This window comes from Atribacteraceae bacterium (genome assembly GCA_035477455.1).
GTDB lineage: Bacteria > Atribacterota > Atribacteria > Atribacterales > Atribacteraceae > DATIKP01.
In genome coordinates, this window is sequence record DATIKP010000117.1 from 17486 (window position 1) to 31061 (window position 13576).

The following is a 13576-nucleotide window of genomic DNA, read 5'->3' on the forward strand; positions in this document are numbered from 1 at the left end:
GGATAGGTAAATGGATTTTGTGAAAATGCAGGGTCTGGGTAACGATTTTATCTTGATGGATGGTAAGATAGTAGCGTCAATTTCTGATCTCCCTGAGTTCACCCGGCAGATCTGTGATCGTCATTACGGGGTGGGGGCTGACGGATTGATCCTGGTGGACCAGAATGCGGTTGACCAAAGCATCGGCATGCGGGTGATCAATTCCGATGGCAGCACAGCGGAAATGTGCGGAAACGGAATCCGGTGCCTGGCCCGTTATGTCTATGAGCGTGGAATCCGTCGGGAGAAGAGTTTTCCGGTGCGTACCGGGGCGGGGATAATTACGCCGGAAGTCTTGGTGTCTGATGGAAAAGTCAGTATCGTACGGGTGGACATGGGTAAGCCGTCTTTCTCCCCGGTCGATATATTCCTGGATGATCAGGGAATGGAGGCGAGAGCGGGAGAATACAACCTGGCAGTCGATAACCGGATCTTCAGTTTTATGCCCGTGTCGATGGGGAATCCGCATGCGGTCATTTTTGAACTGCCGGACAGCTGGATGGTATACGGGGCGATCCTGGAAGCTCACCCCCGGTTTACCCGGAAAACCAACGTGGAATTTGTACGGATTATCAACTCCCGCGAGGCGGAAGTGAAAGTTTGGGAACGCGGTGCGGGAGCGACTTTAGCCTGTGGAACCGGGGCCTGCGCGGTCCTGGTCGCCTCGGTGCGGAAGGGTCTCCTTAAACGGGAAGCCTCTTTCCACCTGCCGGGAGGAACCCTTAAGGTGGCATGGCCTAATGACGACTCAGCGGTGTTGATGGAAGGACCGGCTGAAGAAGTCTTCACCGGAACAATTATACAGGCGAATCTGCGTTAAAGCCTGGTTTTTTAATAAGGAGGTTGATCACAATAGACGTTGCTCAGCGAGTACAGCAGCTGCCGTCGTACCTGTTTGCCGAAATTGAGCAGAAAATGGACGAAGCCAGAAGCCGGGGAGTGGAAATCCTGAACCTGGGAATCGGGGATCCAGACCTGCCGACCCCGGAGTTTATCGTGGAGCGTTTGTGTTGGGAAGCACGGCGGCAGGAAAATCATCAATATCCTTCTTACCGGGGCTTAAAAGCTTTTCGGGAAGCGGTGACCCAATGGTATGCCCGGCGCTTCGGAGTGACCTTTGATCCCGGAGGGGAAGTGGTATCTTTGATCGGGTCAAAAGAAGGAATTGCCCATTTTCCTTTGTGCGTAATCAATCCGGGCGACCTTGTCCTCGCTTCTGACCCCGGTTATCCGGTTTATAAAATCGGTACCATGCTGGCCGGCGGCAACTCTGTTGCGTTGCCCCTCCTGCGGAAAAATGCCTTTCTTCCTGATTTTTCCATGTTTCCGGAGAGCATTCTGGAACGAACCCGGCTGATTTTCCTCAATTATCCCAACAACCCGACGGCCGCTGTAGCGTCTATTGATTTCTTCCGGGAGGTGATAGCGCGAGCAAAGACATATGACTGGATCGTCGCTCACGACTTGGCCTATTCGGAGGTGAGTTACGATGGCTATCGGGCACCGTCCATTTTCCAGGTGGAGGGAGCCCGGGATGTAGCCATCGAGTTTCATTCGCTGTCCAAGACTTTCAATATGGCCGGTTGGCGGATCGGGTTTGCCATCGGCAATGCCCGGCTCGTTGAGGTGCTGGGCCGGATAAAAACCAACATCGATTCCGGGATATTCAATGCGGTCCAATGGGCGGGAGCAGAAGCGCTCTCCCGGGTCGATGAAGTTCTGGAGGCGAATTTACCGATTTATACCCGCCGGCGGAACCTGGTGGTGAATACCTTCCAGGAAATGGGTTTCGAACTCGAGCTTCCCAAAGCGTCTTTCTATATCTGGATTCCGGTACCGGGAGGGTACGATTCGAGGTCTTTCACTTCTTATCTTTTAGAGCGGTCCGGTGTGGTGGTGGCTCCGGGGGTCGGGTTCGGTAAATATGGCGAAGGGTATGTGCGTATTTCGCTCACTTCCCGAGATGAAGTGTTGGTCCAGGCCATGGAGCGGATTCGAACAGGATTGCGAGGTGGATGAACGATGAAAATTGTGGTCCAAAAATTCGGTGGAACCTCGGTCCACACCCCCCAGTTACGGCACAAGGCCGCCCTCAAGGTCAAAGAAGCCATTGATGAAGGGTTACACGCGGTGGTGGTGGTCTCGGCTATGGGTCGTTCCGGTGCGCCCTATGCTACGGATACCCTGATTAGTCTCGCCCGGGAGGAACACGAGGAACTTGATGCGCGTAATCTCGACCTCCTCTTGTCTTGTGGGGAAATCATTTCGGCGGTGATCATGGCCCAGTCTTTGGGGCGGGCCGGTTTGCGGGCGGTGGTGTTAAGCGGTGGGCAGGCCGGGATCATTACCGACGCGGAATACGGTGATGCTTCGATTCTCCGGGTCAGTCCGGAGCAGGTACGCAAGCACCTCGCAGACGGCGCGGTGGTCGTGGTGGCTGGCTTTCAGGGAACAACCGAAACCGGGGACATAACCACCCTGGGCCGGGGTGGAAGCGACACCTCGGCAGTGGCTTTGGGAATGGCCCTGGAAGCTGAGTATGTCGATATTTTTACCGATGTGGTGGGGGTAATGACCGCTGACCCGCGAATCGTACCGGAAGCGCAAACCATCAAGGGCTTGACCTACACGGAAGCCATGGAAATTATTCAACACGGGGCCAAAGTCATCCACGACAAGGCGATGAGTGTTGTTCAGGAATACCGTATCCCTCTGCGGGTACGAAGCCTGGATGACGAAGGAAAGGGGACCCTTATTTGCGATATCCGGACCCTGGCCCGGGAAGGACTGCGCCTTACGATCCGGGAACGGCCGGTATACAGTATTGCCTACCGAAAAGATCTGGCCCAGATTCGGAGTCTCTTGCGCGGTGGACGGGAAGAGGGATTGAAAATATTTCAAATCCTGGCTCGCCAAGGGATCAGCATTGATCTGATCAGCCTGTTTCCCGAATCTGTGGCCTTTGCCGTACCGGCTTCGCGTGGTGAACAGGTCCTGAAGATTCTGGAAGATGAGTCGGTCTCCGTGTCCCTGACTTATCCTTGCGCGAAAGTTTCCCTGGTGGGGTCGGGGATGGCCGGGCGGCCTGGGGTGATGGCCCTGCTGATGGAGGCTCTGGAAGAGATTGGTGTGGAGATTCTTCAGACCGGGGATTCCCATATCACGATTTCCTGTCTCTTGCGTGCTCAGGATATGGAGCGGGCTATACAGGTGCTTCATCAGAAGTTTGAACTGGATCATTTTTGTTGATTTGGGGGTTTGGGTCGCTAAGGCAATGGATTGGTTTCCTTTGTGCTTTATCAAATGTGATAGCCAGCTACGATAATGAGCATAATCCGCGCGTGGGTTGAGGGAGGTTATAACATGCGGCCGGAGTTCGGTTATTTATTAACTGCGGTAGTCACTCCGTTTGATGCCCGCCTGGCGGTCAATTTCGGAGTATTTCGGAAACTGGTTCGCGAACTTGTTGACCGGGGTTCCGACGGGATTGTGATAGCGGGAACGACCGGCGAATCACCCACCCTCAGCCATAAAGAGAAACTTCGTCTTATTGAGGTAGCTCTGGAGGAAGTCGGAGATGTGGCCCGGGTGGTGGGAGGGACTTGTTCCTATAACACCAGCGAATCGATCGAACTTTCCCGGGAAGCGGAAAAAATCGGGGTCCACGGAATCCTGGGGGTCGCCCCCTACTACAACAAGCCTCCCCAGGAAGGACTTTATCAGCATTTTCGGGCGATTGCCGATTCGGTGAAAATTCCATTGATGCTTTATAATATTCCGGGCCGGTCTGGAGTCAATATCGAACCGGAAACGGTAAAGCGGTTGTCCGAGATTCTCAACATCACTTCGATCAAGGAAGCCTCTGGTAGCATAGACCAACTTTCTCGGTTAGCCGGGTCTCTTCCGCCTGGTTTTTCCATCTATAGTGGTGATGACAACATGACCTATCCGACCCTGGCTATGGGGGGGGTCGGGGTGGTCAGCGTTGCATCCCATATCGCCGGGGAAGAAATCAAACGGATGATCGAAGCCTTTCATGCCAATGATATTAAGGAGGCCCGATCCATCCACCTGCGCCTGTACCCGTTATTCAAGGCCCTCTTTCTCACAACCAACCCGATTCCCCTCAAAGCGGCTTTGAAGCTTCGGGGTTGGGACGTGGGAGAAGTCAGACCGCCTCTTTGCCCGCTGGAAGACAACCAAAAAACTCAGCTGATCGGTGTTTTACGTAAACTGGGTTTTCTGTTATAATGGATGCTCTGAAAGAAAAAACTGAATTTTATTAGAGAAAAGGCAACGATCGGGAAGTCTGAGGGAGCGAGACCCCAGTGAGGAGACCAGGAGTGCGAGGTATCCGTTTCGCCCTTCGTGACCAGAGCCCGTGAGCCGGACCTGAAGAAAAGACCCTGTCTGAGTAGGGTGCCCCGGAGATTCCGTTATCGGCATGAGTGATACAGGGTGGTACCGTGTGCTCAGGGAGCATACCCCTGTCCTGATCCGGCGTGAGACCCCGTCCTTGGACGGGGTTTTTTGTTGGTTGAAGATTCAGTGTCGTCAATGAGTGATCGATGATCGGTGATTGGCGAAAAGCGGGACGGGTCGGCATATTACCCAATAACGGTTCATTACCGGTCTGAATTAAAGTAAATAGAGAGGTTGGAAGTGCTATGGTCATAAGAGTGGGCATTGTGGGCGGAACCGGATATACCGGTCTCGAACTCCTCAGAATTTTGGAAAAACATCCCGGGACCCGAGTCGAGTGGGTCACCAGCGAACATTACGCGGGCACAATGCGGGATGAATACTGTCCGGCTTGGAACAAACGGGAATCGGTTTGTTTCGAAGCCCAGGATCTGGAGGGTCTGGCCTCCCGAGTGGATGTGGTTTTTCTGGCCCTGCCCCACGGGGTCTCTATGGAATGGGTCCCGAAAATTCTGGATCGAACCAGGGTTATCGATCTGGGAGCCGACTTTCGGATCAAGAACTCCGTGGTTTACCAAGCCTGTTACGGCTTGGAACATCTGTCCCCCCTGTGTGTCAAAGAGGCGGTGTACGGTATTCCGGAAGTCTACCGGTTTCAGATTCGTAACGCCCGCTTGATCGCCAACCCTGGTTGTTATCCGACCTCAATCCTGATCCCTCTCATTCCCTTACTCAAGGAGAACCTAATCGAGTCCCGGATCATTGCCGACTCCAAATCCGGGGTCAGCGGAGCGGGCAAGATGGCGACGGAAAACACACACTTTTGCGAGGTGGATGGGAATTTCAAGACCTATAATCTTGGGAAACACCGTCATCAACCGGAGATCCGGGAACAGTTATCTTTTTTTTCCAAAAATTCTGTGGATTTGATTTTTACGCCTCATCTCCTTCCCCTCAAGCGGGGAATCCTAAGCACGATCTATGTCGACCTGCAGGAAGGGGTCCGGGAAATCGACCTGCGCGAGGTCTGGAAATCTTATTACGACCCGGAGCCCTGGGTGCGGGTTTTTCCTCCAAACCGTTTTCCCGAGATCAAATGGGTGACCGGTTCCAATTTTGTCGATATCGGGCTGGCGGTCTTGGAACCAAGGCACCTGGTCATCGTTTCCGCACTCGATAACCTGACCCGCGGCGCCTCCGGCCAGGCGATCCAGAATATGAACATCATGTTTGGTCTTGATGAGCGCTTGGGACTTCCCGTTTCAGTACTTTATCCATAGAGAATCTGTAAATTGGTCTGGAGACTGACTGCTTCGGTTTGCGATCATGCATTTAAAATATTTTCATTAAGGGGGAGGCAATCATGAACCATTTCCCTTTTCAGGTGTTGGATACCGGCCTTGATGTCGTTCCTGGGTTCCAGGCGACGGGGGTGCATTGCGGTATAAAAAAATCGAAGAAAGACCTGGCCGTGATCGTGAGTGACGAGCCGGCGGTTGCCGCCGGGGTGTATACCCGTAATCGGGTGGTGGCTGCGCCGGTGCTTCTTACTCGGGATAATATTCAAAAAAAAGGGGCCATCCAGCTGATTGTGGTGAACTCCGGTGTGGCAAACGCCTGTACCGGGGAAAAGGGGCTTGCGGACGCCCGGCGAATGGCTGAAATGGCAGCCCGGGAATTCGACATCTCTGACCCGGATTTGGTCGCGGTGGCTTCTACCGGCGTGATTGGAGACTTTCTGCCCCTGCCGGCTATCGAAAAAGGAATTCACCTTGCCCGGGAAGCGATTCATCGGGAATCGTCCGGTCATTCCGCTGCTTTGGCGATCATGACCACCGATACCTATCCAAAAGAGCGGGCGGTGCGCTTTGTAATCGATGGTCAGCCAGTATTTCTGGCCGGGATCGCCAAGGGTTCGGGGATGATCAGGCCGAATATGGCCACCATGCTCGCCTTTATCCTGACCAACGCGAATGTCGAACGGGTGACTCTTCAAAATGCTTTGAACAAAGTCGTTGACCGAACTTTCAACCGGGTCACTGTCGATGGGGATACCAGTACCAATGACATGTTGCTCCTGTTGGCCAATGGAAAAGGTGGGTTGCCGCTCACTGAAACACACCCCGATTATCCGATATTCTGCGAGGGGCTCGAATGGGTATGTCGGGAACTGGCCCGGGACCTTGCCAGAGATGGGGAAGGCGCGACCAAGTTATTGACCATCCGGGTGGATGGTGCCGGGCATGAAGAGGATGCCCGGCGCGCGGCTTTTACGATTGCCGAGTCGCTGCTGGTCAAAACCGCTTTTTTCGGCGAAGACCCGAACTGGGGACGGATTATAGCGGCTTTGGGCCGGAGTAGTGCGGAGATTCGCCCGGAACGGGTCACCGTTTCCATCAACGGCTACCGCTGTGTCGAACAGGGGCGATCCGTCCAGGGGGATGTTCGGACGCAGCTTAGAGCGATCATGAAAGAGCGGGAACTGGAGATCGTCCTTGATGTCGGCGTAGGGGGAGCCTCGTGTACCGTCTGGACCTGCGATCTTTCAGTAGACTACGTGAAAATTAACAGTCATTATAGCTGAGGTGATATTTGTGAACCTGGTCATCAAGATCAGCGGTAAAAATATCGACCGGGAGAAGGACAGTATTTCTTTGCCGGTGAAGCGCCTGTGGGATGCCGGTCACCAGGTTGCCCTGGTGCACGGTGGTGGACCGCAAATCACTTCCCTCATGAACCGTTTGGGCCGAGAAGCTCGTTTCGTGGAAGGGTTGCGGATTACCGGCGCAGAGGACATGGACATTACCGAGATGGCCTTGAGCGGTAGTCTGAACAAGGCTCTGGTGGGCATGCTCTTCGTCCGGGGAGTGCCGGCATGTGGGATAAGCGGGCGGGACGCGGGATTGTTGATCGCCGAACAGGAAATTTTGGAACGAGAAGGAGAGAAGATCGATCTGGGGCGGGTCGGAAAGATCGTGCAGGTGAATCCCGCCCTGGTGGAAGTTCTCTGGGCAGCCCGGATTGTGCCGGTCATCTCCCCGGTGTCGACCGACCGGGATGGCCGGGGTCTGAATGTAAACGCGGACTGGGCGGCGGTAAAACTGGCCGAAGCCCTAAGAGTGGAACAACTGTTCTTGTTTACCGATGTACCCGGAGTGCTTGCGGATCTTCATGACCCTGCTACGCTGATTAGAGAGCTGCCGGTGGTCGAGATCGATACCCTGATTGTGGAGAAAATTGCCGGGGGAGGGATGCTCCCTAAATTGAGAATGGCCCAAGAAGCGATCAGCGTCGGGGTGCGAGAAGTGTTTATCGCTGGCGGAGGGGCCCTGGATAATCTCGATGCTTTTCTAACAGGCGGCGGCACTCTACCGGCGACCCGGGTCTTTTAAGGAAGGGTTTACTTGTTCACCGATCACAGTTTTATTTTCAGAAGTGAAAGAAATACCGGCGATTAGGCGGTAAGCTTTGAGGTTTTTAGGTAAAACAAAAACTGGTATTACCTAAAAGTCTAAAAGTCTAAACGGCTAAACTGCTACAGCCTGTGTTTATAAAGGAGACCTCCATGCTGCATGACCAAACAGTTGCATTGGAAAAAAACTATATTCTGGATACGTATACCCGTCTTCCGGTGGTGCTGGAGCGGGGGAAGGGTTGCCGGGTATTCGACGCCGATGGAAAAGAATACCTCGACTGCGTGGCCGGACTGGCCGTCAACCTCCTGGGATATGGATTTCTTCCTCTCGGGGAGGCGATCTGTGCGGAGGCCCAGCGACTGATCCACGCCTCCAACCTGTATTATACGCTGCCCCAGGTTGAATTGGCCCGGATCCTGACCGGACTGTCCGGTTTTCCCCGGGTTTTTTTCAATAACTCTGGAGCTGAGGCAAACGAAGTCGCGCTGAAAATGGCCCGCTTTTATGGGCGGAGGAAACACAGCAACCGGCATAAGTATATTGCCTTTCACCGTTCCTTTCACGGCAGAACGCTCCTGACCCTTTCGGTGACCGGACAGGCGAAATTCCACCAGGATCTGGACCCTCTCCCTCCCGGGATCGTCTTTGCCGAACTCAACGATTTTTCCAGTGTTGCCGGAGCGTACGACGAATCCGTGTGTGGAGTCATCATCGAACCGGTTCAGGGGGAAGGGGGAGTCTATCCCTGTGATCCGGGATTTTTGCAAGATCTGCGTGATTTCTGTACGGAAAAGGATTTGATACTGATTTTTGACGAAATACAATGCGGCATGGGACGAACCGGTTCCTTTTTTGCCTTCCAGGAATTCGGGATCACCCCGGATATCGTGACTTTAGCCAAGGGACTGGGGGGAGGCCTGCCGATTGGAGCGGTTCTGGCCGGTGCGAAGGTTGTTTCGATTACCCGTAAGGGAGACCAGGGAAGCACGTTTGGGGGGAATCCGGTATGCTGCCGGGCAGCTGCGGTGGTGAGCGGGGAAATCGGTCAGGACCGCTTCCTAGCCGGGGTTCGCTTGAAAGGAGAATTCCTGGGGAAACGGCTCGGGGAGCTGCGGGATGCCTTTCCGGGATTAGTGCGCGAAGTACGGGGTATGGGCCTGATCTGGGGGATCGACGTGCCGGGACGGGCGAAAGAGGTGGTTCAGGGAATGTTAGCCGAACAAGTATTAGTCAACGCCTGTAACGAAAATACGGTCCGCCTGCTCCCTCCTCTGGTCATCGGTGAGGAGGAACTCGGGACGGCCTGTGCGGCACTACGCCGAGTGTTGGAGCGGATCGGAGAACCGGAGACGAGAGACCGCCGGGAGTTAATAGACTATAATGAGAAACCAGCATGAATCGCCATCAAAGCTAAGCGGATTTTCTCTTCAAAAGATCGAAGAGGTTTGCAGTGAGGGTCTGTTGCATCTGTGCATAAATATATTGACCCATTAACGCAATTGGGAGGTGTACACATGGGCACGCGGAAAAAAGTCATTCTCGCATATTCGGGCGGACTGGACACCTCAGTGGCCATTCGCTGGCTTCAGGAGCGCTATGACGCCGAAGTCTACACCATCACTTTGGACCTCGGACAGGGAAAGGACCTCGATGGTGTACAGAAAAAAGCGCTTGGAGTTGGAGCCAAGGAAGCTTTTGTTTTTGATGTCCGGGAAGAGTTTCTGAACGATTTTGTTTTACCCGCCCTGTGGGCCGGGGCGGTCTACGAGAAACGCTACCCTCTGGCGACGGCCCTTTCCCGTCCGCTGATCGCCAAATATCTGGTAAAAGTCGCCGAAGAGAAGGGTGCCAGGCTGATCGCTCACGGGTGCACCGGGAAAGGTAACGACCAGGTGCGGATCGATGTCTCGGTGGCCGCTTTGAACCCGGAGCTGGAAGTCATCGCTCCGGCGCGGGTCTGGGGTTTTTCCCGGGAAGAGGAGATCGAGTATGCCGCCGCCCATGACATTCCTGTACCGGTGACCATTGAAAATCCATACAGCATTGACCAGAATATCTGGGGTCGCAGTATCGAATGCGGGGTCCTGGAAGATCCCTGGACCGAACCCCCGGAAGAAGTATACGATTGGACTCAAAATCCCCGACTGGCCCCCGATGAGCCAACCTATCTTGAGATCGGTTTCGAGGAAGGGGTTCCCAGACAGCTCCGCGGTCAATACTATTCCCTGATTGACCTGGTCGAGGCGCTGAATCAGGTGGGCGGAGAAAACGGATTCGGCCGGGTGGATCATCTGGAAAATCGTTTGGTGGGGATAAAATCCCGGGAGATTTACGAATGTCCCGGCGCCTTTCTCCTGATCGAAGCCTACCGGGACCTCGAGAATCTGGTCAACCCCCGGGAGGTCACTCATTTCAAGCCCATACTCGAAGAAAAATACGCTCAAATGGTTTACGAAGGATTGTGGTTTTCCCCCCTGCGGGAGGCACTCGATTCCTTTATGGAAACCGTTGCCCGGCGGGTTTCCGGAACGGTGCGCATGAAAGTCTTCAAAGGTAGCGCTCAGGTGGTGGGGAGGCGGTCTGAGTATTCCCTCTATGATCTGGGGATGGCCACCTATGACAAGGGTGATTTGTTCGATCACAAAGCCAGTGAGGGGTTCATCAAGCTCTGGGGGTTACCGACCAAAATGAGCGCTCTGGTGGGACGAAAAAGGCGTGCCTGACCATCCGGTAAACGATCGAACGCAACACAAGCCGGATAATGCCACCCGGCTGTGGGGTAGCCGGATGGAAAAAACCCTGGATGAGGCGGTGTTCCGCTTTTCCACCTCGATCGGGGAGGACTACGTGCTCTATCCCTACGATATCTGGGGAAGCGGCGCGCACTGTCGTATGCTCGCCCGAGTGGGTATTCTCGTTGAGAACGAAGAAGAGCGCATGATCGCCGGACTGCGTACTGTCTATCACGAGCTGGAGACCGGAAGACTGGATCCCTCCCGGCACGAGGACATTCACAGCTTGGTAGAGGCGAGACTTTTCGAGATCATCGGTGAAGAGGCCGGGAAACTCCATTCCGGCCGGAGCCGGAACGACCAGATTGTCCTTGACGAGCGTCTGTATCTCCGGGAGAAAACCCTTGATATTCTCACGGCCATAAGCGGCCTTGGCGAAACGCTACTACGGCAAGCCGAGGTCTATCCAGATCTGGTGATGCCCGGTTACACACACCTACAGCCCGCTCAGCCGGTTCTGTTCGCTCATCATTACCTGGCCTACTGTGCCATGTTTCGGAGGGATATGGAACGGTTGTGGAGTGCTCTGGAACGGATCAATCGCCTTCCCCTCGGCGCGGCGGCCTTGGCCGGTACCTCTTTGCCCATCGATCGAAGGATGGTGGCCGAACTTCTGGATTTTCCGGATATCGAGGCCAACAGCATGGATGCGGTATCTGACCGGGATTTCATCCTGGAAATCCTGGCCGACCTGGCGATAGGGTGTATTCACCTGAGCCGATTGGGAGAAGAAATCGTTTTATGGAGTTCACCCGCCTTCGGCTTTATTACCATTGATGATGCCTTTACCACCGGTTCCAGTATCATGCCCCAAAAAAAGAATCCGGATGTGGCCGAACTGATCCGGGGAAAAGCCGGAGAGGCACTGGGTGCTTGGGTCAGCCTGGCGGTTACCCTGAAAGGCCTCCCCTTGACCTATAACCGTGATCTCCAGCAGGATAAGCCGCCGCTTTTGCGTATCGTACCGGAAGTGGAAAATCTTTTTCGCATCGCGGCCGGTCTGATCGAGCATATCACGCCAAACGCCGACCGGATACGAGAAGCCCTCAGGACCGGCTTTTTGACCGCTACGGACCTGGCCGAGTATCTGGTGGAACATGGTATGCCGTTCCGCACTGCGCACGCGGTGGTCGGCAACTTGGTCAGGGAACTTTCGATTCGGGGTAAAAGTCTACGGGATATCGTTCCCACCGATCTCGGTGAAGAGCTGTCCTTTATCAGCCTTGAGGAACTTCGTGCGGTGACCGATGAGGAGTGTTCGATTACCCGTAAGCTTTCCCTGGGCAGTACCGCCCCTGCTGAAGTTCACCGGTCGATCGTTAAGACCCGCTTGGCTTTACAGGAAGATAACCAACGGATCGCCCGCTTTCGGGAACGCTGGCAGGAGAGCCGGGAACGGGTGGGTACAACGGTCGGTTAATGGATAAAAAGTAAATTGCTGAAAAGACTCATCTTTTCTGATTGTCGTCCTTTCTCCCCCCTTCATATCCGTTTATCATTTTGACAGGAGAGTGAAATTATGGATTTACAGACGCGAGATATCCTGAAAATGGCTGAGGAGCAGAATATAAAGTTCGTCCGGTTGCAGTTTGTCGATGTCCTGGGGCTACCCAAGAATGTGGAGGTCCCGGTGACCCGTCTGCCGGTTGTTTTGGAAGAAGGGATCAATTTCGATGGTTCCTCGATCCAGGGATTTGTGCGGATTGAAGAGTCGGATATGAAGCTGGTACCGGACCTGACCACTTTTATGGTCTGCCCCTGGGAAGAGCAGGAACAGGTCGCCAGAATTATTTGTGATGTTTGCCGGTCAGACGGTACGGTATTTGAGGGGTGTCCCCGGACGAATCTCAAGAGAGTTCTGAAGGAGATCGAAGTCGATGGATTCCAGTTCAGCATCGGCACCGAAGCGGAATTTTTTATTTTCCGTCGAAACGAGAGTGGGCAACCGTATACCCTGGACCGGGGCGGGTATTTTGATCTACTTCCCTTCGATCAGGAAGAGAGGCTCCGCCGAGATATGGTGATCGCTCTGGATGAACTGGGTTTCAACATCGAAGCGGCCCACCACGAGGTCGGACCGGGACAGCACGAGATCGATTTTGAATATGGAAACGCCCTGAAAATTGCCGATAACCTGATCACCTTGAAGCTCGCGGTGAAAACTCTTGCTCTGCAGAACGGCTATGTGGCGACATTTATGCCCAAACCGATGTTCGGGAAACCGGGGTCGGGTATGCATACTCACCTGTCCTTATGCCGGGACGGAAACAATGCCTTTTTCGATCCGGAAAGCCCCGACGGCCTAAGCCGGGTGGCCCGAGGCTTCATCGCCGGACTCCTGCAACACGCTCCGGCCTTCACCGCAATCACTAATCCTCTGGTTAATTCCTACAAGCGCCTGGTTCCCGGTTATGAGGCACCGGTCTATGTCGCCTGGGCGGAACGCAACCGTAGTCCTCTGGTCCGGGTGCCACCCAGCCGCGGGAAGGGAACCAGAGCCGAGCTACGCAGTCCTGACCCGTCCTGCAACCCGTACCTGGCCTTTGCCGTCATTCTCCGTTCAGGCATGGACGGGGTCGTGACCTCGCTCGATCCGGGAAAACCCTGCAACAACGTCAATCTCTACGAGATATCCTCTGAGGAACTTGCGGAATGGGGAATCCGTAATCTTCCCAGGAATCTGGGGGAAGCTCTGGACGCTTTTGCCAGGGATAAAATCGTTCGCGAGTCGCTCACGCCTCATATCGTTGACTATTTCCTGACCGCAAAACGCAGCGAGTGGGAAGAATTTCAAACCATGGTTCATCCCTGGGAAACCGACCGGTATCTGGAGGTCTTTTAGCCCCTTAACTCCGAACATCTGCGCAAACTGGAAAGAAACCAAGAACCCCATGAAAAACAGCGAGG

Annotated in this window: 11 protein-coding genes; all 11 read left to right on the forward strand. The window is 54.4% G+C overall.

What is annotated here, in order from left to right; translation table 11 throughout:
• Positions 1 to 10 precede the first annotated feature (10 nt).
• The 11 genes from dapF to glnA all read left to right on the forward strand — a co-directional run bounded on the left by dapF (position 11) and on the right by glnA (position 13511).
• A complete protein-coding gene (dapF, locus tag VLH40_07250) occupies positions 11 to 859 on the forward strand; it encodes a diaminopimelate epimerase (GenBank protein HSV31800.1) in 849 nt (282 codons plus the stop codon).
• A gap of 23 nt (positions 860 to 882) precedes the next feature.
• Positions 883 to 2058 (forward strand): LL-diaminopimelate aminotransferase, encoded by a 1176-nt coding sequence (locus tag VLH40_07255; GenBank protein HSV31801.1) that lies wholly within the window; start codon positions 883 to 885, stop codon positions 2056 to 2058.
• Between the two features lie 3 nt (positions 2059 to 2061).
• The gene (gene dapG / locus VLH40_07260) at positions 2062 to 3288 is read left to right on the forward strand and encodes an aspartate kinase (GenBank protein HSV31802.1); all 1227 of its coding nucleotides are present in this window, start codon (positions 2062 to 2064) and stop codon (positions 3286 to 3288) included.
• 114 nt (positions 3289 to 3402) lie between these two features.
• Positions 3403 to 4290 carry a 4-hydroxy-tetrahydrodipicolinate synthase gene (gene dapA, locus VLH40_07265; GenBank protein HSV31803.1) on the forward strand — a complete coding sequence of 296 codons (888 nt, stop codon included), beginning with the start codon at positions 3403 to 3405 and terminating at the stop codon, positions 4288 to 4290.
• Positions 4291 to 4706: 416 nt separating this feature from the next.
• Positions 4707 to 5741, forward strand: a complete 1035-nt coding sequence (argC, locus tag VLH40_07270; protein HSV31804.1) for an N-acetyl-gamma-glutamyl-phosphate reductase — start codon at positions 4707 to 4709, stop codon at positions 5739 to 5741.
• An 83-nt stretch (positions 5742 to 5824) separates the two neighbouring features.
• Positions 5825 to 7045: a bifunctional glutamate N-acetyltransferase/amino-acid acetyltransferase ArgJ gene (gene argJ / locus VLH40_07275; protein HSV31805.1), complete on the forward strand. Its 1221-nt coding sequence runs from the start codon at positions 5825 to 5827 to the stop codon at positions 7043 to 7045.
• Positions 7046 to 7055: 10 nt separating this feature from the next.
• Positions 7056 to 7853 (forward strand): acetylglutamate kinase, encoded by a 798-nt coding sequence (gene argB / locus VLH40_07280; protein ID HSV31806.1) that lies wholly within the window; start codon positions 7056 to 7058, stop codon positions 7851 to 7853.
• A gap of 173 nt (positions 7854 to 8026) precedes the next feature.
• Entirely contained in the window at positions 8027 to 9274 is a 1248-nt protein-coding gene (locus VLH40_07285; protein HSV31807.1) for an aspartate aminotransferase family protein, read from the forward strand.
• Between the two features lie 117 nt (positions 9275 to 9391).
• Positions 9392 to 10600 carry an argininosuccinate synthase gene (locus VLH40_07290; protein ID HSV31808.1) on the forward strand — a complete coding sequence of 403 codons (1209 nt, stop codon included), beginning with the start codon at positions 9392 to 9394 and terminating at the stop codon, positions 10598 to 10600.
• Positions 10593 to 12089, forward strand: a complete 1497-nt coding sequence (gene argH / locus VLH40_07295) for an argininosuccinate lyase (protein HSV31809.1) — start codon at positions 10593 to 10595, stop codon at positions 12087 to 12089. Before VLH40_07290 ends, argH begins: the two co-directional genes overlap by 8 nt.
• Positions 12090 to 12188: 99 nt before the next feature.
• Positions 12189 to 13511, forward strand: a complete 1323-nt coding sequence (gene glnA / locus VLH40_07300; protein HSV31810.1) for a type I glutamate--ammonia ligase — start codon at positions 12189 to 12191, stop codon at positions 13509 to 13511.
• The last annotated feature ends 65 nt before the right edge of the window (positions 13512 to 13576 follow it).